Origin of the sequence: Erwinia sp. MYb416 (assembly GCF_037479575.1) — a bacterium.
GTDB lineage: Bacteria > Pseudomonadota > Gammaproteobacteria > Enterobacterales > Enterobacteriaceae > Erwinia > Erwinia rhapontici.
Window position 1 is genome coordinate 715,120 of sequence record NZ_JBBGYT010000438.1, and the last position, 19,645, is coordinate 734,764.

A 19,645-nucleotide genomic window follows, 5' to 3' on the forward strand; every position below is an offset into this window, starting at 1 on the left:
AAAAAAGGGGGAAAGTTATGGCTATCATCTGACGGAACCCTCCGCAGGAAAATCACTCGTATCCACTATTCACTTCATGATTTACTTAACTATCGATCGTTTAATCAGTGGAACGAAAGTGAGCCTCAACCGTTTACCCAATCTGAAACTATTGAGTGTGTTTGTCTGTGTGGCGCGCTGCCAGGGCTACTCCCGCGCCCAGCAGGAGCTGAATATGACCACGCCTGCGATCAGCGCCTATATGAGTGAGCTGGAGCAACAGCTGGGTTTCGTGCTGTGCCGACGCGGGCGGGCAGGATTTTCACTGACAGAAAAAGGCGAACAGTATCTGCAATACAGCCTGCAATTGCTGGATACCTTGCAGGACTTTGACCGCCAGGTGGACGGGCTGAAGAATGAGCAGGGTGGCGTGTTTTCACTTGGCGTCGTGGACTCCATCGCCACGGATGACCGACTGCATCTGGCCGATACCCTGCGTCAGTTCAGTGACCGCTTTCCGGCGATCTACCTCAGCCTGGCGGTACGTGACCCGAATGAGTTGCAGCAGCAGGTGCTGGATAACCGCCTTGACCTGGCCATCGGGCATTTCCCGGTGAACGTGAATAATCTGGTGACAGTGCCGCTGCACCATGAACAGCACTGGCTTTACTGTAGCGACAGCCATTCGCTGTTTGCCCGCCACACCCTGGATGACCTGCAAAATGTGGGCTTCGTGACTCGCAGCTACTGGAATCAGAGCGAGCTGGCGCGGCGCGGCTTTAAAGACAGTAGCGCCTCTGTGGAAAGCATCGAAGCGCAGCTGATTCTTATCCTTTCTGGTAAGTATATTGGTTACCTGCCGGAGCACTGCGCGCGGTCATGGGTGGCTGAGGGCCGGTTGCGGCGTCTGTCACCGGAACAGTTCAACTATCGTGCAGCATTTTCCCTGATTTTTCGTCGTGGCCGCAGCCGGGAAGTTCCGATCCGTGCCCTGCGTGACCTGCTGAAACTGCAAGCCGCCGCAGGAGATTAACGTTTGCAGGCTGACGCCGCCGCAATACTGTGTAAAAATACAGCCTTGTTTAGCTGGAAGTGATTGTCATGGCGTTAACTGTCGCGTTAAAAACGCAAATTGCCGGGTGGTATAAAGCCCTGCAACAGGAAGTTCCCGATTTTATTCCGCGTGCGCCGCAGCGGCAGATGATTGCCGAGGTCGCGAAAACGCTGGCGGGGGACGACGGTCGTCATCTGGCAATTGAAGCGCCGACCGGGGTGGGGAAAACCCTCTCCTATCTGATCCCTGGTATTGCTGTCAGCCGCGCCGAGGAAAAACCGCTGGTGGTCAGCACCGCTAACGTGGCCTTACAGGATCAGATTTTCAGCAAGGATCTGCCCCTGCTGAAGAAAATTATTCCCGATTTGAAGTTTACTGCGGCGTTTGGTCGTGGTCGTTACGTGTGTCCGCGCAATCTGTCGGCGCTGGCAACGGATGAAGAAAATCAGGGCGATCTGCTGCTGTTCCTCGACGACGATATGACCGCCAGCAAAGATGAACGGGTCATCTGCACTGAACTGGAAAAATCCCTCAAGCGCTATCAGTGGGATGGACTGCGCGATCACTGTGCGGAAAATATTGAAGACTCCCTCTGGCAACGCCTGAGCACCGATAAAGCCAACTGCCTCGGCAGTAACTGCAACTGGTTCCGTGAATGTCCGTTTTATGTGGCGCGGCGTGAAATCGAAGATGCGGACGTGGTGGTGGCGAATCACGCCCTGGTGATGGCCGCACTGGAAACAGAATCCGTGCTGCCACCGCCGAAAAACCTGCTTCTGGTGCTGGATGAAGGCCACCATTTACCGGATGTGGCACGCGATGCGCTGGAGATGAGCGGCGAAATCACCCCAGGCTGGACCGTGTTACAACTGGATCTGTTCTGCCGCCTGGTGGAGCAGTGCCTGGCGCAGTTTCGTCCGAAACGCCCGCCGTCCCTTAGCCACCCGGACAAGCTCAAAGCCCACTGCGAAGAGGTGCGTGAGCAGTTACAGATGCTGTCGCAAATCTTAGGCCTGTATCTGCCGCCGGAAGGGCAGGAGGGCGAATATCGCTTTGAGATGGGGCTGCTGCCCGAAGAGATCCTGACAATCTGCGCCCGCCTTTTCAAACTCAGCGATGCGCTGCGTGGGTTGGCGGAAGGGATGATGAATGACCTCAGCGAGAAAACCGGCCAGTTTGACGTAGTGCGCCTGCACCGTACGCTGATCCAGATGAACCGTGCGCTGGGCTGGTTTGAAGCCAGCAGCAAGCTGTGGCGACTGGCGGCAATGGAGCAGGCATCCGGCGCCCCGGTGTCGAAATGGGTCACACGGTAAATCCGCGACGGTAGCGCGCATCTGATGTTTCACTGCGCCGGGATACGCGTCAGTGAACAGCTTGAAAAGTTGCTGTGGCGCAAGATCCCGCATGTGGTGGTGACCTCGGCGACGCTGCGCTCGTTAAACAGTTTCCAGCGTCTGCAGGAGATGTCCGGCTTGAGTGAGAAAGCCGGGGACCGTTTTGTCGCCCTCGATTCGCCGTTTAATCATGTGACTCAGGGGCAGCTGATTATCCCGCAGATGAAGTACGAGCCGATGCTGGCGAACGAAGTGATGCACCTGGCGGAAATGGCGCACTTCTTTCGTCATCAAATTAAGCTTGCGGCCCATAAAGGTATCCTGGTGCTGTTCGCCAGTGGTCGCGCCATGCATCAATTCCTCGCTTACCTGCCCGAGTTGCGCCTGATGATGCTGGTGCAGGGCGATAAGCCACGCCCGGCGCTGGTGGCGCTGCACCGTAAACGCGTAGAGCAGGGGGAAACCAGCGTTCTGGTGGGATTACAGTCCTTTGCGGAGGGGCTGGATCTGAAAGGTGACCTGCTTTCTCAGGTCCATATTCATAAAATCGCTTTCCCCCCGATAGACAGTCCGGTTATTTTGACAGAGGGAGAGTGGCTAAAAAGCCTCAAGCGCTATCCGTTTGAAGTGCAAAGCCTGCCCAGCGCCTCGTTTAACCTCATCCAGCAGGTCGGGAGGTTGATCCGCAGCCATGATTGCTTTGGCGAGATTGTGATTTACGATCGGCGCTTGATCAGCAAAAGCTATGGTGCACGCCTGCTGGGGGCGCTGCCGGTGTTCCCCATCGCGCAACCTCCGATGCCGGAAGGTGAACTGCCAAAAGCCGTAACCCCGGCCGCGAAGAAGAAACCCGCGCCGCGCCGTCGTCGTTAACCCTTTTTACTGAGCAAAAACATGAGCATGGACTATAAAAAAATCATCAAAGAGGTCGGACGCGGTAAGAATCATGCCCGCGATATTGATGCGGATACCGCGTGCGAGCTTTATCGCCGGATACTGAACGGCGAGGTGCCGGATCTTGAGCTGGGTGCTCTGCTGATTGCTCTGCGCATTAAAGGCGAAGGCGAAGGGGAGATGCTGGGCTTCTACCAGGCGATGCAGCAGCAGATGCCACGCCTGATACCGCCTGCACAGCGACCGATGCCCATTGTGATCCCGAGTTACAACGGGGCACGCCGTCAGGGAAACCTGACGCCGCTGCTGGCGCTGCTGCTGTCGCGTTTGGGCTTCCCGGTGCTGGTTCACGGCGTTAGCGACGATCCGACCCGCATCACCAGCGAGGCGGTCTTTGCAGCGCTGGATATACCCGCTGTTTCCACCCTGGAAGAAGCACAGGCGAAGCTGGATGCCGGTGATCTGGTGTTTATCACTATTGGCACGCTTTGCCAGCCCATGGAGCAGCAGCTGGCGTTGCGCTGGCGTATGGGGGTGCGTAACAGTGCGCATACGCTGGCCAAGCTGGCAACGCCGTTTGCCGCCGATGCGGCGCTGCGGCTGGCCAGCGTTTCGCATCCGGAGTATATCCCGCGCGTGGCAACATTTTTCAGCGCCGTTGGCGGGCGGGGTTTGTTGCTGAACGGTACGGAAGGGGAAGTGTACGCCAGCCCGCAGCGGTGCCCGTCGATAACGCTGATTGCTGGAGAAGACACGCGTGCGCTGTTGTCCCGGCAGGAAGAAGTGGTGCTGAGCGCTGACCATCTGCCTTCAGCTAAAGATGCGGCCACCACGGCCGCATGGATCAGTCGTTGCCTGGATCGCCAAGTGCCGGTGCCCCAGTCGCTGCGTTTGCAGATTGCCTGTTGTTACCTCGCTACCGGGCGGGCGATTGATCTGGATGGCGCGTTAGCGCAGATCGATTCGGCGGGCTATTAACACCCGCGCCGCATTCGGGTCGGGCATGCCCGACCCCTACCAATCCCTCATCATCGTTAACCGCTGTAGGGGCGAGGCAGGCCTCGCCCGGTGTTGAATGCCGGATTTAACGAGGCAATAACGGCCCGACCCCGACGACATCCCCCTTATCTGGAACGGATGGACCGGACCCGGAAGCCCTTTTATCTGGAATCGCTGTAGGGCCGAGGCATGCCTCGCCCGGTGTTGTATACGCGGTTCTAACGAGGCAATTACTGCCCGACCAGGGCGGTCCACAGCGCAATGCCTGGGCCGATCAGCGTATCGTTAAAATCATAGCGGGCATTATGCAGCGGTGCAGAAGGGATTTTACCGTCGGCCCCCAGCCAGAAATAGGCACCGGGACAGGCTTCCAGCATGCAGGCAAAATCTTCCGATGCCATCGATGGGTTAACATTCCAGTGCACCTGCTCTGCGGGAAGTACCGTCAGCGCACAGTCACGCACCTTCGCGGCTTCCTGTGGATTATTCGCCGTGACCGGATAATCCGTCTGATAAACAATGCTGCCTTCGATGCCCAGCGGGCGAGTGAAGGTGGTGACAAACTCATCAATCATCTGGCGTACCCGTACACGGACATCCGCCTGCAGGCAGCGCAGCGTGCCGCGCAGCACCACCGTCTCAGGGATGACGTTGATCGCCTCGCCACCGTTAATCTGCGTAATGCTGACGACCGCCGAGGCCAGCGGCGACAGGCGACGTGCAGGGATGGTTTGCAGCGCCAGAATCAGTTGGGCAGCAGCGACAATCGGGTCTGCGCCGTTTTCCGGCATGGCGGCATGACAGCTGCGTCCGTTCAGCGTGATTTCGAACGAATCCAGCGAGGCCATCATCGCTCCTTCATTGACCGCCACATGGCCCGCAGGCAGGCCCGGCCAGTTGTGCATACCGTAAATGGCATCCATCGGGAACAGGGTAAACAAGCCGTCTTCAACCATGCGGCGTGCACCGCCGAGGTTTTCTTCCGCAGGCTGAAAGACAAAGTGAACGGTGCCGCTAAAACATCGGGTGGTGCTGAGGTGTCTGGCCGTTGCCAGCAGTATTGCCGTGTGGCCATCGTGGCCACAGGCATGCATCACGCCCGGCTGCGTGGAGCGGTGCGGCGGGTTTCCCAGTTCGGTCATCGGCAGTGCGTCCATATCAGCGCGCAGACCAATGGTCGGGCCGGGGCCGTTTTCCAACGTCCCGACGACGCCCGTCCCCGCCAGGCCACGATGCACCTGAAGCCCCATCGCTGTAAGCTGTTCCGCCACCGCTTGCGACGTATGATGCTCCTGATAGCCAAGCTCCGGGCGGGCATGAAATGCCCTGCGCCAGCCAGTGGCTTCATCAATCAGCGAAACGGGAATGACCATAGATTACTTCTCCTGTCAGGGGCTTTGCTATCCAGTAGCGGGCACAAAATAAGTTAGCATAAAACGGATAAGGAAAGGGGCAGGTGCAGAGAAAAACGGGCCTGAGAGCAGGCCCGTGTGGGGTTATTTGATCATGGGAAGATTTAGCTCGTGCTTGCGGGCACAGGCTTTGGCTGTTTCGTAACCCGCATCCGCATGGCGCATCACGCCGGTAGCCGGGTCGTTCCACAGTACGCGCCCGAGGCGCACATCAGCTTCCGGGGTGCCGTCTGCAACAATCACCACGCCAGCATGCTGTGAGAAGCCCATCCCGACGCCACCGCCATGATGCAGACTGACCCAGGTGGCCCCGCCAGCGGTGTTCAGCAGAGCGTTCAGCAGCGGCCAGTCCGACACGGCATCCGATCCATCCATCATCGCTTCGGTTTCACGGTTAGGGGAAGCCACCGAACCGCAGTCAAGGTGGTCACGACCGATAACCACCGGTGCTTTTAGCTCACCGTTGCGCACCATTTCGTTGAAGGCCAGCCCGGCAAGATGACGCTCACCCAACCCCAGCCAGCAGATGCGGGCAGGCAGACCCTGGAAAGCGATGCGCTCCTGCGCCATATCCAGCCAGCGATGCAGGTTGCTGTGATCCGGGAACAGCTCTTTCAGTTTGGCATCTGTCTTGTAGATATCTTCCGGGTCACCGGACAGGGCGACCCAGCGGAAGGGACCTTTGCCTTCACAGAACAGGGGGCGAATATAAGCAGGAACAAAGCCTGGGAAATCAAAGGCATTTTTCACCCCTTCGTCCAGGGCAACCTGTCGAATATTATTGCCGTAATCCACCGTCGGAATGCCCATATGGCAGAAGTCGAGCATCGCCTGAACATGGACTGCCATTGAGGCACGGGCGGCTTTTTCTACGGCTTTTGCATCGGTCTTGCGGGTGGATTCCCAACGCGCCAGATCCCAGCCCGCAGGCAGGTAGCCGTTGATCGGGTCGTGGGCAGAGGTCTGATCGGTGACGATATCCGGCTTCATGCCGCCGGCTTTCGCACGTTTCACCAGCTCTGGCAGGATTTCGGCCGCGTTACCCAGCAGGCCGACAGAAATCGCGCGTTTCTCTTTGTTTGCCCGGTCGATAATTTCCAGGGCTTCATTGATGCTAAAGGCTTTGTAATCCAGATAACGGGTGCGCAGACGGAAATCAATACGGGACTCCTGGCACTCTATCGCCAGCACGGAGGCACCGGCCAGCACGCCCGCCAGAGGCTGTGCGCCGCCCATCCCGCCTAGCCCGGCGGTCAGGATCCATTTACCGGCAAGATCGCCCTGATAATGCTGGCGCCCGGCCTCCACGAAGGTTTCAAACGTCCCCTGCACAATGCCCTGCGCACCGATGTAGATCCAGGAGCCGGCAGTCATCTGGCCGTACATCATCAGCCCGGCTTTATCCAGCTCATGGAAGTGGTCCCAGGTGGCCCAGTGCGGCACAAGGTTAGAGTTGGCAATCAGCACGCGTGGCGCATCGGCATGGGTGCGGAATACGCCCACCGGTTTGCCGGACTGCACCAGCAGCGTCTCTTCCGGTTTCAGCGCTTTCAGCGATCGCAGGATCTGCTCAAAGCACTCCCAGTTCCGTGCTGCTTTGCCAATGCCGCCATAAACCACCAGGTCTTCCGGGCGCTCAGCAACATCCGGGTCAAGGTTGTTCTGGATCATGCGATAAGCAGCTTCAATCAGCCAGTTAGCACAGTGCAGTTCACTGCCGTGCGGGGCGCGTATGGTACGGGCGACGGCATTTTTTACAGATTCAGTCATGGTGTATTCCTTCTCAATATGGGCTTAGCGCGCGCGTGAGGGTTGCAGGGCGGCGATCATATCCGGCCAGCGATCCGCGCCAGCCCACAGACGCATCTGCTCGATATCCGGTGCCATCAGGCGGTCTTTTTCCAGGTAAGGCACGCGTTCGCGGATGGCGGCGAGCACGTTTTCCAGCTGAGGGGAGCTGTGCAGCGGGCGGATAAAATCAATACCCTGCGCAGCGGCCATCGCTTCGATGCCGACCACGGCAGCGGTGTTAAAACACATCGCGCCCAGACGACGGGCGGCGTAGGTTGCCATGGAAACGTGATCTTCCTGGTTTGCGGAGGTGGGCAGGCTGTCGACGCTGCCCGGATGGGCCAGCGATTTGTTTTCAGAGGCCAGCGCAGCGGCGGTCACCTGAGCGATCATAAAGCCGGAGTTCACCCCGCCATCGTTCACCAGGAACGGCGGCAGACCGGAAAGGCCGGTATCCAGCAGCAGCGCCAGGCGACGCTCAGAGATGGCACCGATTTCGGCAACGGCCAGTGCGATGATATCGGCGGCAAACGCCACCGGCTCGGCGTGGAAGTTACCGCCGGAAATCACTTCGCCGGTGTCGGTAAACACCAGCGGGTTATCGGAGGCGGCATTAGCTTCAATCTGTAACACTTTCGCCGCATGATTGAGGTTATCGAGGCAGGCGCCCATCACCTGTGGGACACAGCGAATGGAGTAGGGGTCCTGCACGCGGCCACAGTTGGCATGCGAAGTGAGGATTTCACTGCCTTCCAGAAGCGCTGACACCGCCGCGGCCACGTCAATCTGTCCCTGCTGACCACGCGCTTCATGAATACGGTGATCGAAAGGTTTGATCGAGCCTTTAATCGCTTCCAGCGACAGAGCGCCCGCCACCAACCCGGCGGCAAACACATTCTCCCCCTCGAACAGGCCGCGCAGTGCCAGCGCCGTCGACACCTGGGTACCGTTGAGTAGCGCCAGGCCCTCTTTGGGTCCCAGCACAAAGGGCTTCAGCCCGGCGATCGCCAGCCCTTCAGTGGCAGGTATCAGTTTGCCCTGTACGCGGACGTCACCTTCACCCAGCAGCATCAGCGACAGATGTGCCAGCGGGGCCAAATCGCCGGAGGCGCCAACGGAGCCTTTTTCCGGGATGCACGGCATGATGCCTGCGTTAAACAGGGCGAGCAGTGCGTCGACAAGTTCAATACGTATTCCCGAATGACCGCGCGCGAGACTGATGACTTTGGTCGCCATAATCACGCGTACAACATCATCTGGCAGCAGATCACCCAGCCCGACGCTGTGTGACAGAACAAGGTTACGTTGCAGCTCGGCCAGGCGTTCCGTTGGAATGGTGGTTTGTGCCAGTTTGCCAAAACCGGTGTTGATGCCGTAGGTCACTTTGCCTTCTTTGACGATCGCGGCCACCGTGGCACTCGCCTGCTGAATACGGCTGCGTGACGTTTCGTCCAGCGCCAGTGTGACACCCCCGCGATAGATCCTTTTGAGGGTGGCCAGGTCCACCTTGCCCGGCGTCAGCAGGCAATGATGCGTAGTCAGTGACATGGTATACTCCTGTATAGACAACTAAGGTTGCTGTGTTTTGTTAGGAAGACGTTAATGAGTGAAACACATGTGTATAGTCTTGTCTATACAACCAGCAAGAGTTGTGCCAGCTGCGTCACAAAAACGATTTCGGAGAAAATGTGTGTTTAACCGGGGATTTTTCCAGCAGCCCGCGCACAGCAGGCTTTCGGGTTTGCACTGCATCAGGGCATCATGCTTTATTCAGGTGCGGTCCGGATGTCTATACATATCAGGTTTTAGCCCGTAAACTTCCGTTATCAGATAATTAAGGAATCCGCTATGGTCGTGCAGACTGCCATTTCACAACTCTCCGCAGCCATGAGCGATCAGCCTGCTCCGATTTACCTGCGTGTTAAGCAGGCGATTATCAGCCAGATCCGTGAAGGGGTGTGGAAAGCCAACCAGCGCGTGCCGTCAGAAAGCGAGCTGGTCAATGAACTCGGCGTCAGCCGTATGACCATCAACCGCGCGCTGCGCGAACTCACCAGCGAAGGGTATCTGATCCGTATGCAGGGGGTGGGCACCTTTGTGGCCGAAGTGAAGGGCTATACGGCAATGCTGGAAGTGCACAATATCGCAGAAGAGATCGCCCAGCGTGGTCATCGGCACAGCAGCAAAATCCTCACGCTGCGCGAATGTAAAGCCGACCCGGAACAAGCGGCTGTGCTGGGATTAACCACCGGTCAGTCACTGTTCCACTCGCTGATGGTGCATTACGAAAACGAGCAACCCGTACAGCTGGAAGATCGCCTGGTGAATCCGCAAATGGCACCGGATTATCTGCAACAGGACTATGAGCATCAGACGCCTTATACCTATCTGATGCATGTGGCACCGCTGACAGCAGGTGAGCATATTGTGGAAGCGGTATTGCCGGATGCACAGCAGTGCCGTCATCTGGCAATCGAGGCTACGGAACCCTGCCTGTTGATCCGCCGCCAGACCTGGAGCGAGGGCAAGATTGTGACTTACGCGCGCCTGCTCTATCCTGGTTCACGCTATCAGTTATTCGGACGTTTTAAGTGAAGTGTGCCCCAGAGCAACTGCGCATCTTCTGACACCGGGATAAACGCCCCGGCATTGTTCTCCCACCATGCGCCCTGGCCTGCTTTTAGCAGCGTTTGCTGATGCTGCCACTGACCTGAAATCACATACACCACGCCCGCCTCAATCGCTGCAGGTGCAAAGCGCGTGGTGGCAATCCCCGCCTCCGGCAGAAAAGCACTGCGCCGTGCCATGATATTAAAGTCTGTACTGATTTTGCCGGAGAGCCGGGCGCTGATGGCTTCTTCGCCACGAAAGGCGAACGGCTGATGCAGGCTCAACGGCTGATAAAGCTGGTCATGACGATAGAGCGCCACATCCCCGCTGAGCAGCGTAATAATGCGATCGATACCGGGGAACAGTGAAAAATCACCGTCAGCGGCAATGGTGGCAATGCTAATGCGCCAGTCAAAATCCGCTGCACCGGGTGGATAGCTGACAATTTCCCGCGTTTCACCACCGCCATTACGCCAGCGGGTGGCGGGCAGGCGGTTGCTCTCATACAGATGGATCACTGTAATGCCTCCAGGGCATCACGCAGATCGGCATTAATTGCGGTCTGTTGTGCATGCTGTCCGTCACGGATGCGCTGCTGTCCGGCGACAAACACATCCTGAATCTGGCTACGGTGGCCGGCAAACAGCCAGCGGTTCAGCAGTGAGGTATCCGGGGTGCTGTCCAGCAGGGCATCCCCGGCCAGCACCAGCCAGTCAGCGCGGTAGCCGGGTTGCAGGCTGCCGATCTTCACGCCGCATGCCTGAGCACCACCTGCCAGCGCTTGCTGATACAGCACGTCACCCACTGACGGTTCCTGTGCGGTCACAATACGGTTGCGGCGGCGGTCGCGCAGTCGCTGGGCATATTCCAGCCAGCGCAACTCTTCCACCACATCCAGCGAAACATGGCTGTCAGAGCCAATCCCCCAGCGACCGCCCTGAGCCACGTAGTCGGTGGCCGGGAAAATCCCGTCCCCCAGATTAGCCTCGGTGGTCGGGCACAGACCGGCAACGGCCTGGCTGGCGGCAAGGCGGCGGATCTCCTGTTCGTCCAGATGCGTGGCGTGAATCAGACACCAGCGTGAATCCACGGCAAAGCGATCCAGCAGCCAGCTCACCGGGCGTTCACCGCTCCAGGCCAGCGAGTCGTTGACTTCTTTTTCCTGCTCCGCGATATGAATATGTACCGGAAGATCGGCGGGACTGCTTTCCAACACCTCGCGCATCTGCTGTTCGTTCACCGCACGCAGAGAATGGAAGCACAGCCCCTGGTTGTACAACGGCCGCCCGGCAATCAGCTGGTGCAGGCGCTGCTGCTGAGCCAGATAGGTGTTGGTATCCTGAATAAACCGTTTCTGCCCCGGCTGTGCGGGCTGGCTGCCAAATCCGGCATAACTGTACAACACGGGTAACAGCGTCTGACCAATGCCGCTGCGGTCGGCGGCGTGCATCAACTGGTGCAGCATCGCATCGTCAGGATAGGGCTGGCCATCGGGCTGATGGTGCAGATAGTGGAACTCGGCCACCTGGGTATAGCCGCCTTTCAGCATATCAACATACAGATGTGTGGCGATGGCACCGACCTGCTGCGGCGACAGACGCTGCACCATGCGATACATCAGGTCGCGCCAGGTCCAGAAGCTGTCCTGCGGGTCACCCGCTACTTCAGCCAGCCCGGCCATCGCCCGCTGGAAAGCGTGTGAATGCAGGTTGGCCATCGCAGGCAGCACGACGCCATTAAGACGCTGTGCTCCCTCAGGCGTGCTGTTGGCAGCGGTGGCGGTGATCATGCCTTGTGCGTCGACATCGATCAGGACGTTGCGTTGCCAGCCATCGGCCAGCAGGGCGCGGGGCGCAAAAAAGCGTGTCATGGTTGCTTCCTGTGCAATGAGGTTGTATATACATATACATACTTATGATTCAACAGTAAAGTGCATAACATGGGAGAGCGGATGAACCAGCAACTCAGCTGCGACCATCTTTGGTATGGGGCCGATATTGTCACCATGCAGGATGGGCGTTACAGCATCATTGAGCAAGGCGCCATTGCCGTCAGCGGGGAAGAGATTGTCTGGCTGGGGCCTTATACACACAGTGCGCATATTGCGGCCAGTCAGCGCACCGATCTCGGCGGGGGGATCATCACGCCCGGTCTGGTGGACTGTCATACGCATCTGGTGTTTGGGGGCGATCGCAGCCATGAGTTTGAACAACGTCTGAACGGGGTCAGTTACAGCGAGATTGCGGCCCAGGGCGGGGGCATTTTGTCTACCGTGCGCGCAACCCGCAGCGCTTCCCAGGCGCAGTTAGTGGCCAGTGCCCGCAAGCGCCTCGATCATTTGCTGGCCGAGGGTGTCACCACCGTTGAGATTAAATCCGGTTACGGGCTGGAAATTGCCAGCGAGCTGCGGATGCTGCAGGCCATTCGTCAACTGGCGCAGCAGGTACCTGCACAGATCCAGGCAACCTGCCTGGCGGCACATGCGGTGCCGCCGGAGTATCAGCAGCAGCCCGATGCCTGGGTTGATGTCATTTGTGATCAGCTGTTGCCTCAGGTGGCGGCAGAAGGTCTGGCCGATGCGGTGGATGCCTTCTGCGAGCACCTGGCCTTTTCCCCCGATCAGGTACGGCGGGTCTTTACCGCGGCGCAGCGGCTCGGATTGCCAGTGAAGCTGCACGCAGAACAGCTGTCACCGCTGGGTGGCAGTGCGCTTGCGGCAGAATTTAATGCGCTGTCGGCGGACCATGTGGAATATGCCACTGAAACTGACGTTGCTGCGATGGCGCAACATGGCACCGTTGCCGTACTGCTGCCCGGTGCTTTCTATTTGTTGCGTGAAACACAGCGCCCGCCGGTTGAGTTGTTCCGCCGTTATCAGGTGCCGATGGCGCTGGCCAGCGACGCCAACCCGGGAACGTCCCCGGCTTTGTCACTGCGTCTGATGCTGAATATGGGCTGCACGCTGTTTGGTATGACGCCGGAAGAGGCGCTGGCAGGAGTGACGCTGAACGGTGCGCGTGCACTGGGTCTGGCCGATCGACTGGGTTCGCTGGAGGTGGGTAAGTTGGCCGATTTCGTCCACTGGCCGCTGGCGCGCCCGGCTGAACTGGTTTACTGGCTTGGCGGGCAGTTACCCTGCCGGGTCATCTTTCGTGGAGAAGAACGATGAACGCTTATCAATTCAGCGCCGGTACGCTTCCGCTGCTGCTCAGTATTCCCCATGCGGGCACGCAGCTCACGCCTGAAGTGGAATCCGGCTTAAGTGATGCCGCACGCGGGTTGCCCGATACCGACTGGCATATCCCTCAACTGTACGACTTTGCCCGGGCAATGGGCATCAGCGTGCTGGTGGGCAACTATTCACGCTTTGTTATCGACCTCAATCGTCCGCCGGATAACCAGGCACTGTACAGCACGGCGACCACCGGGCTTTATCCGGAAACCCTGTTTGACGGCTCTCCAACGTTTGCCCCGGGAAAAACACCGACACCGGCACAGCGTGAAGGTTATCTGCAGCATATCTGGCAGCCATATCATGACAAAATCGAGCAGGAGCTGGCGCGGATCAGGCATCAATTTGGTTATGCACTGTTATTTGACGCCCATTCGATAGCGTCAGTGATCCCACGTTTATTTGATGGCAAATTACCGGATTTGAATCTGGGAACTAACGATGGTGCCAGTTGCCACCCGGAACTGGCGCAACAGCTCACGGCCTGCTGTGATGCCCAGTCTCAATTTAGCTGGGTGCTGAATGGGCGCTTTAAAGGCGGCTATATTACCCGCGCTTACGGTAAACCGCAGGAGAACCAGCATGCGGTGCAGCTGGAACTGGCGCAGTGTCATTATATGGATGAGCAGCCGCCCTTTGGCTGGAGAGAAGATAAAGCCAGCAGGCTTCAGCCGCTGCTTAAGCAGCTGATCGAGACGCTGCTGCACTACGGCAAATCGCGTTGATCTTTCGGGCGCAACGGTGTTGCGCCCTGATTTTATCTGCCTTACAACAATTTATCTGCCTTACAACAACGTTTCTGTCTTACAACAACAGGGTTTCAATGTCCTGCCAGTTTTCCACGCGTCGGTAGCCCGTCACATGGCGGTTATGCGGCGCCGAATAGAGAATGCCTTCCCCGCAGAAATTCGCGAAGTTAATCACGTTGTCATCGATCATATAGTCGGCATTGATAATGCTTTTGTTGCCGCAGAACACGATATTGCTGGGTTTGATGGCCGGGAAGTGTTGTTTCAGCCACTGGAATTTAGCGTTGAACGATGTCGGCACTTCCATCGCAGCGGTGGTAATAAAAATCTCGTAATGCTCGCTCAGCCGGGCGATCACCCGCTGACTGTCGGCGATCACGCCCAGGTCGGCAAAGAAGGTGGGGTCGCCGACCAGCTCAAAGATTTCCACCAGTTTATCTTGATCGTCCTGATGCAGATTAAACAGGTTCAGCTCATCCGGCATCAGCTGCTGTGAAAAATGGGCGTTCCAGGTGGCTAATATCTTAGTATGAAAATCAGCGATGACTTCATCCATATCGATGGCGATGCGTTTCATAATCACTCCATGACTAATGTTTTTAGAATTCGCATCATAGCAAAAAAGCCTGCGGACGGCATGTCGGCGTTTGTCATGCCTGCCTCACTGGATGGTCTGCTATCTGACGTTTATTCCATTGCCCCTGCCGGGCATGCCCGACTTGTATTTAACCCCGGGCATCCGGCCTGACCATATCAAACTTCAACGCTTCACTGATGCCGTAATAGGCGGAGGGGCCGCCTGCACGCAGGATCGGTTCTGCTTTTGCCGTCTGATAGATCCCGTCAACCAGCAGATCCTGATCAATATGGATCGCCACCACTTCGCCCAATACCAGCCAGGTCGGGATCTGCTCGCCATCGGCGGTTTGCAACTGAATGCACTGTGAGAGTCGGCACTCAAAATTGACCGGGCTTTCGGCCACCATACTGACGTTCACCAGGCTGGCGGGCAGGGCAGTCAGCCCTGCATAAGCAAACTCATCCTTGCCGTGGGCAAGAGAGGCCGAGCTTTCATTCATTGGAACGGCCAGCGAACGTGTCGCCAGGTTCCAGACAAATTCTCCGGTTTCAACGATGTTCGCCACGCTGTCTTTCCAGCCGCTGCTGGCGAACCCAATCACTGGAGGGCGGTAATTAAAGCAGTTAAAGAAGCTATAGGGTGCGAGATTACGCTGCCCGGCCACATTCTGTGAACTGATCCAGCCAATCGGGCGCGGACCAATGATCGCATTGAGTGGATCGTGCGGCAGGCCGTGGCCTTGTTTAGGTTGATACGAATGACGCGTACGCAAAGGGAACTCCTATAATAATAAAGATAAATATTAAAGACTTAAGTCAAATGCATTCAGTTGGGAAATCATTTGAAACATGCAATATATTAGGGGCGCTATCTAAGAAGATATGCCCTTATATTTTTTAAGGAACTTAATTTTAAGGAGCTTTACATGTATTCAAATGCCTCGCGTTTTACTGCAACCCCTCTTCTGATTGCTGCCGCGGTACTGTTTTCGGCTACAGCGGCTACAGCGGCGGATAATAGCGCATTTTTTGATGCCGCATTATGCAAACCAGCCTACACCACCAAGGCTGCCAGCGCGCTCTACAATGAAGCAGAAAAAGTGTCCAAATATCAGCTGGTGGGTGCAATGGCGGTTTACCCGCTGACTGAAGCTGTGGTCAAAGATGGTTACAGCACCAAAGCCTTTGTGCTGGCAGGTACCACCTACGGCGTGCTGGTCGAAGGCAATAAAGCCGATGAGCTGGCGAAAACTTATCAGTTAACGCCTGAGCCCAAAAACCCGATGATCGTGGCGACCAAAAGCTACATTCGCGTATTAGCCGATGCCGACCAGCCTTCACCGGAGATGGGACGCGTGGCGATCACGGCACGTGAAGCGCAGGGGATCCCGGGTAAGACACTGCTAAGCTGCGAATTTACGTCATTAGCCGATCTCGAAGCGATGAAAGCGATGGCGAAATAGTCAGCACAAAAATCAGGGCCGTCAGGCCCTTTTTCTCTCAGCAGGCGCTGCCCACCCGCAGGCACAACGCGTGAATTATCTGCCAGTGGTTTACCATTAATAGCGCAGCAGGTATCTTACGCGTCTGCTGATAAGAGAATGACTGATGAAAACCCCTGTTGAAAAAAATGTGCTTCACCCCCGTAACCGTCATCGCGGTCGCTACGATTTTGCCGCGCTGATTGCCAGCCATCCCTCCCTGGCACCTTTTGTCGCGGTCAATAACTGGGGCAGCGAGTCCGTGGACTTCGGCAATCCCGATGCAGTTAAGGCGCTGAATCAGGCCCTGCTGAGCCATTTTTATCAGATCGCTCACTGGGATATCCCGGAAGGTTTCCTTTGCCCGCCAGTGCCGGGACGTGCCGATTATATTCATCATCTGGCTGACCTGTTGGCGGAAGATAACCGCCGCGTGGTGCCGCGTGACATTAACGTGCTGGACGTCGGCTGCGGTGCAAACCTGATTTATCCGTTGATTGGCCACAGCGAATACCAGTGGCGCTTTACCGGCAGTGAAGTCAACGAGCAGGCGATGGCCTCCGCCAATGCGATTATCGCGGCGAATCCGGGCCTGAACCGTGCCGTTCGTCTGCGCCGTCAGAAAGACACTAACGCGATTTTTAAAGGTGTGATTCACAAAAGTGAGCTGTATCAGGCCGTACTGTGTAACCCACCGTTCCACGCATCCGCAGCCGATGCCCACCAGGGCAGCCAGCGCAAGCTGCGCAACCTGGGGCTGGATCGCCACTCTCCGTTGAACTTCGGCGGGCAGCAGGACGAACTCTGGTGTGAAGGCGGCGAAGTGGCGTTTATCAAGCGCATGATTGAAGAGAGCGCCAGCTTCGGCCGTCAGTGCGTGTGGTTCACCACGCTGGTATCACGCAAAGAGCATCTGCCGGAGCTGTGGCGTACGCTGGAAGAGGCGGATGTTGCTGCCATGCGTACCGTTGAAATGGCGCAGGGACAGAAGCAGAGCCGCTTTATTGCGTGGAGTTTTATGGAACAGCCGCAGAGAACGCGCAACCTTAATCTTTAACCTTGCCGCTGTGTGAGTCGGCCCGTTTCGTTTAAGCGGGCGTCAAACACCCTGTTCGTGTGCGCGAATCCTCTTCTCCTGTAGTGGCGATCGGCAGAAAAGTATAGACCGTCAAGACGGTGTGAAAGAGAAAGGAGAGGTTTTGAGACAAAGACGAAAAGCAGGGGCGAACGCAGGTTCGCCCCTGAAGGGATTACGACACGTGCTGTAAGAACTCACGCAGACGGGCGCTTGGCGGGTTGGAGATCAACTCGTCAGGGTTACCGTCTTCCGCAATACGGCCTTTATCGATAAAGATCAGGCGCGATGCCACTTTCTGCGCAAAGCCCACTTCGTGGGTCACGATGACCATGGTCATGCCTTCTTCAGCCAGGTCCTGCATTACTTTTAACACTTCGTGACGCAGTTCCGGGTCAAGCGCAGAGGTGGGTTCATCGAACAGCATCATTTTCGGCTTCACGGCTAGCGCACGGGCAATCGCCACGCGCTGCTGCTGGCCACCGGACAGCTCGGAAGGGAAGTGGTTAGCACGTTCAGCCAGGCCGACTTTACCCAGCAGTTCCTTCGCCAGACGCTGAGCATCGGCTTTCTTCGCACCGCGTACGCGGATAGGACCGAAGGCAACGTTGTCCAGCGCACTCATCTGTGGGAACAGATGGAACTGCTGGAATACCATGCCCGCTTCCTGGCGGATCAGACGATCGTCCACTTTCGGGTCGTTGACCTTTTTGCCATCAACAATCAAATCACCGCTGGTGATCTCTTCCAGTTTGTTGATGCAGCGCAGCAGTGTGGATTTACCGGAACCCGATGGGCCGATAATCACCACCACTTCGCCCTGGTTTATTTTCAGATCGATGTCATGCAGGACCTGAGTAGCACCGAAGTGCTTGGAAACATTTTTAAATTCAATCACAGGATTTTCATCCTTCTCTCAAGGCGACGCAGAACGAAACTCAGCACCAGCGTAATAATCAGATAGATAACCGCAACGGCGCTCCAGATTTCCAGTGCGCGGAAGTTACCTGCAATAATTTCCTGTCCCTGGCGGGTCAGTTCTGCCACACCAATCACGATAAACAGTGAGGTGTCTTTGATGCTGACGATCCACTGGTTACCCAGCGGTGGCAGCATACGGCGCAGTGCCAGCGGCATAATCACGTAGCGCAGCGTTTCACGGCTGGAGAGGCCCAGCGCCAGGCCGGCTTCACGGAAGCCACGGTTAATCGACAGCACCGCACCACGCGTAATCTCAGCGATGTAGGCACCTGAGTTGATCATGATGGTCACCACCGCTGCAGTGAACGGGTCGATTCTGAAATCGGGCAGTGCCATTGGCAGTGCGAAATAGATAAACATCACCTGCACCACGATAGGAGTGCCACGGATCAGTTCAATGAAAACCAGCGCGATGTTGCGTGAAAGCCAGCCACCGTAGGCGCGGGCGAAACCTGCGGCCAGACCGATGATCACACCGCCAAGCAGACCGAGGACCGAAATCCACAGGGTCATTTTGGCACCTTCAAGCAGGATTGGAATAGCAGGCCAGATGGCGCTCCAGTCAAACTGCATGTTTATTCTCCGGATCTAAAACAGTGTGTTGATGTGGAAAAAACGCAGGAGCAACACGCTCCTGCATTTAAGGCGTTACCGATATTTTCTTATTATTTAGGTTCGCTGCCGAACCATTTTTTGTACAACGTATTGTAGGTGCCGTTCTCACGCAGTGTTTTCAGTGCGCCGTTCACTTTCCCACGCAGTTCGTCGCTGCCTTTCGGGAAGGCGATGCCGTACTGCTGGGCTTCAATTGAATCACCTACGGCTTTGAACTGGCCTTTGCCTGCAGTGTGGATGAAGTAAAGAATGTTTGGTGTGTCGTGCAGCACCGCGTCAGCACGGTTGGTACCCAGTTCCATATAGGCATTGTCGATGTTCGGGAACTGACGCAGATCTTTAAATTTGATGTGCTGTTTAGCGTAGTCAACCGATCCGGTGCCGCTCTTCACTGCAACCACTTTACCGTTCAGGTCATTGATGCCTTTAATGGCATCGTTACCCGCTTTTACCATCACTAACAGGCCGCTTTTGTAGTAGCCGTCAGAGAACTCGATCGCTTTTTGGCGCTCTTCAGTAATGGTGATACCGGCCAGAGCCAGGTCAACGTTACGGGTTTGCAGCGCAGGAATGATGCCGCTGAAGTCCATTGGCTTCAGGGTGTATTCCATGTTCAGTTGTTTGGCAATCGCATCCCACAGGTCGATGTCGAAACCGACATATTTATCACCCTGTTTGAATTCAAAAGGCACGAAAGCGGTATCGGTAGCAACAACCAGTTTTTTGTCAGCAGCCGTGGAAGACATCGCAAACGCCAGCGTCAGCGCTGCAAGAGAAACCTTAAAAATTGACTTCATCATTTTATCCTTATCGCTTCTCGGGAAAGGTCTTTCCCGATTAAATGCCCGCAGCCCTAT

At 56.7% G+C, this 19,645-nt stretch carries 17 protein-coding genes and 1 pseudogene; 8 read left to right on the top strand and 10 right to left on the bottom strand.

All coding sequences use genetic code 11. The features are described 5' to 3' along the window. Positions 1 to 118 precede the first annotated feature (118 nt). The 3 genes and pseudogenes from WH277_RS12955 to ybiB all read left to right on the top strand — a co-directional run bounded on the left by WH277_RS12955 (position 119) and on the right by ybiB (position 4,242). Positions 119 to 1,012 carry a LysR family transcriptional regulator gene (locus WH277_RS12955; protein ID WP_192933208.1) on the top strand — a complete coding sequence of 298 codons (894 nt, stop codon included), beginning with the start codon at positions 119 to 121 and terminating at the stop codon, positions 1,010 to 1,012. 68 nt (positions 1,013 to 1,080) lie between these two features. Then, positions 1,081 to 3,243 (top strand): annotated as a pseudogene (gene dinG, locus WH277_RS12960) (ATP-dependent DNA helicase DinG). Positions 3,244 to 3,270: 27 nt separating this feature from the next. Beyond that, positions 3,271 to 4,242 carry a DNA-binding protein YbiB gene (gene ybiB, locus WH277_RS12965; protein ID WP_339506347.1) on the top strand — a complete coding sequence of 324 codons (972 nt, stop codon included), beginning with the start codon at positions 3,271 to 3,273 and terminating at the stop codon, positions 4,240 to 4,242. Positions 4,243 to 4,493: 251 nt separating this feature from the next. On the opposite strand, the gene WH277_RS12970 is transcribed toward ybiB, so the two are convergent. The 3 genes from WH277_RS12970 to hutH all read right to left on the bottom strand — a co-directional run bounded on the left by WH277_RS12970 (position 4,494) and on the right by hutH (position 9,014). Continuing rightward, positions 4,494 to 5,636: a M20 aminoacylase family protein gene (locus WH277_RS12970; protein ID WP_339505767.1), complete on the bottom strand. Its 1,143-nt coding sequence runs from the start codon at positions 5,634 to 5,636 to the stop codon at positions 4,494 to 4,496. Positions 5,637 to 5,759: 123 nt separating this feature from the next. Next, positions 5,760 to 7,445: a urocanate hydratase gene (hutU, locus tag WH277_RS12975; protein WP_133841123.1), complete on the bottom strand. Its 1,686-nt coding sequence runs from the start codon at positions 7,443 to 7,445 to the stop codon at positions 5,760 to 5,762. 24 nt (positions 7,446 to 7,469) lie between these two features. After that, positions 7,470 to 9,014: a histidine ammonia-lyase gene (hutH, locus tag WH277_RS12980; protein ID WP_133841122.1), complete on the bottom strand. Its 1,545-nt coding sequence runs from the start codon at positions 9,012 to 9,014 to the stop codon at positions 7,470 to 7,472. A 300-nt stretch (positions 9,015 to 9,314) separates the two neighbouring features. Here hutH and hutC point away from each other — a divergent pair, with 300 nt between their 5' ends. After that, on the top strand, positions 9,315 to 10,061 hold the full coding sequence (gene hutC / locus WH277_RS12985) for a histidine utilization repressor (protein ID WP_133841121.1): 747 nt from the start codon (positions 9,315 to 9,317) through the stop codon (positions 10,059 to 10,061). Here hutC and WH277_RS12990 read toward each other — a convergent pair. Both WH277_RS12990 and WH277_RS12995 read right to left on the bottom strand, forming a co-directional pair. Next, positions 10,037 to 10,594 (bottom strand): HutD/Ves family protein, encoded by a 558-nt coding sequence (locus WH277_RS12990; protein ID WP_159338093.1) that lies wholly within the window; start codon positions 10,592 to 10,594, stop codon positions 10,037 to 10,039. The two genes, hutC and WH277_RS12990, sit on opposite strands and share 25 nt — an antisense overlap. Continuing rightward, positions 10,591 to 11,946 (bottom strand): formimidoylglutamate deiminase, encoded by a 1,356-nt coding sequence (locus WH277_RS12995; RefSeq protein WP_339505768.1) that lies wholly within the window; start codon positions 11,944 to 11,946, stop codon positions 10,591 to 10,593. Before WH277_RS12995 ends, WH277_RS12990 begins: the two co-directional genes overlap by 4 nt. A gap of 81 nt (positions 11,947 to 12,027) precedes the next feature. On the opposite strand from WH277_RS12995, the gene hutI reads away from it, so the two are divergent. Beyond that, on the top strand, positions 12,028 to 13,245 hold the full coding sequence (hutI, locus tag WH277_RS13000) for an imidazolonepropionase (protein WP_133841118.1): 1,218 nt from the start codon (positions 12,028 to 12,030) through the stop codon (positions 13,243 to 13,245). Then, positions 13,242 to 14,033, top strand: a complete 792-nt coding sequence (gene hutG, locus WH277_RS13005) for an N-formylglutamate deformylase (protein WP_339505769.1) — start codon at positions 13,242 to 13,244, stop codon at positions 14,031 to 14,033. The genes hutI and hutG overlap by 4 nt, the downstream gene beginning before the upstream one ends. Positions 14,034 to 14,112: 79 nt before the next feature. Here hutG and WH277_RS13010 read toward each other — a convergent pair whose 3' ends face one another. Both WH277_RS13010 and WH277_RS13015 read right to left on the bottom strand, forming a co-directional pair. Next, a complete protein-coding gene (locus WH277_RS13010; RefSeq protein WP_133841116.1) occupies positions 14,113 to 14,634 on the bottom strand; it encodes a 5' nucleotidase, NT5C type in 522 nt (173 codons plus the stop codon). A gap of 148 nt (positions 14,635 to 14,782) precedes the next feature. After that, positions 14,783 to 15,409, bottom strand: a complete 627-nt coding sequence (locus WH277_RS13015; protein WP_339505770.1) for a flavin reductase family protein — start codon at positions 15,407 to 15,409, stop codon at positions 14,783 to 14,785. Positions 15,410 to 15,562: 153 nt separating this feature from the next. On the opposite strand from WH277_RS13015, the gene WH277_RS13020 reads away from it, so the two are divergent. Both WH277_RS13020 and rlmF read left to right on the top strand, forming a co-directional pair. Then, a complete protein-coding gene (locus WH277_RS13020; protein WP_133841114.1) occupies positions 15,563 to 16,099 on the top strand; it encodes a hypothetical protein in 537 nt (178 codons plus the stop codon). 145 nt (positions 16,100 to 16,244) lie between these two features. After that, positions 16,245 to 17,174, top strand: coding sequence for a 23S rRNA (adenine(1618)-N(6))-methyltransferase RlmF (gene rlmF / locus WH277_RS13025; protein WP_167864885.1), 930 nt, complete (start codon positions 16,245 to 16,247; stop codon positions 17,172 to 17,174). Between the two features lie 193 nt (positions 17,175 to 17,367). Here rlmF and glnQ read toward each other — a convergent pair whose 3' ends face one another. The 3 genes from glnQ to glnH all read right to left on the bottom strand — a co-directional run bounded on the left by glnQ (position 17,368) and on the right by glnH (position 19,585). Then, positions 17,368 to 18,090, bottom strand: a complete 723-nt coding sequence (glnQ, locus tag WH277_RS13030) for a glutamine ABC transporter ATP-binding protein GlnQ (protein ID WP_133841112.1) — start codon at positions 18,088 to 18,090, stop codon at positions 17,368 to 17,370. After that, positions 18,087 to 18,746, bottom strand: coding sequence for a glutamine ABC transporter permease GlnP (glnP, locus tag WH277_RS13035; RefSeq protein ID WP_062746608.1), 660 nt, complete (start codon positions 18,744 to 18,746; stop codon positions 18,087 to 18,089). The genes glnQ and glnP overlap by 4 nt, the downstream gene beginning before the upstream one ends. A gap of 92 nt (positions 18,747 to 18,838) precedes the next feature. Further along, positions 18,839 to 19,585 carry a glutamine ABC transporter substrate-binding protein GlnH gene (gene glnH, locus WH277_RS13040; RefSeq protein ID WP_200641077.1) on the bottom strand — a complete coding sequence of 249 codons (747 nt, stop codon included), beginning with the start codon at positions 19,583 to 19,585 and terminating at the stop codon, positions 18,839 to 18,841. Positions 19,586 to 19,645: the final 60 nt, after the last annotated feature.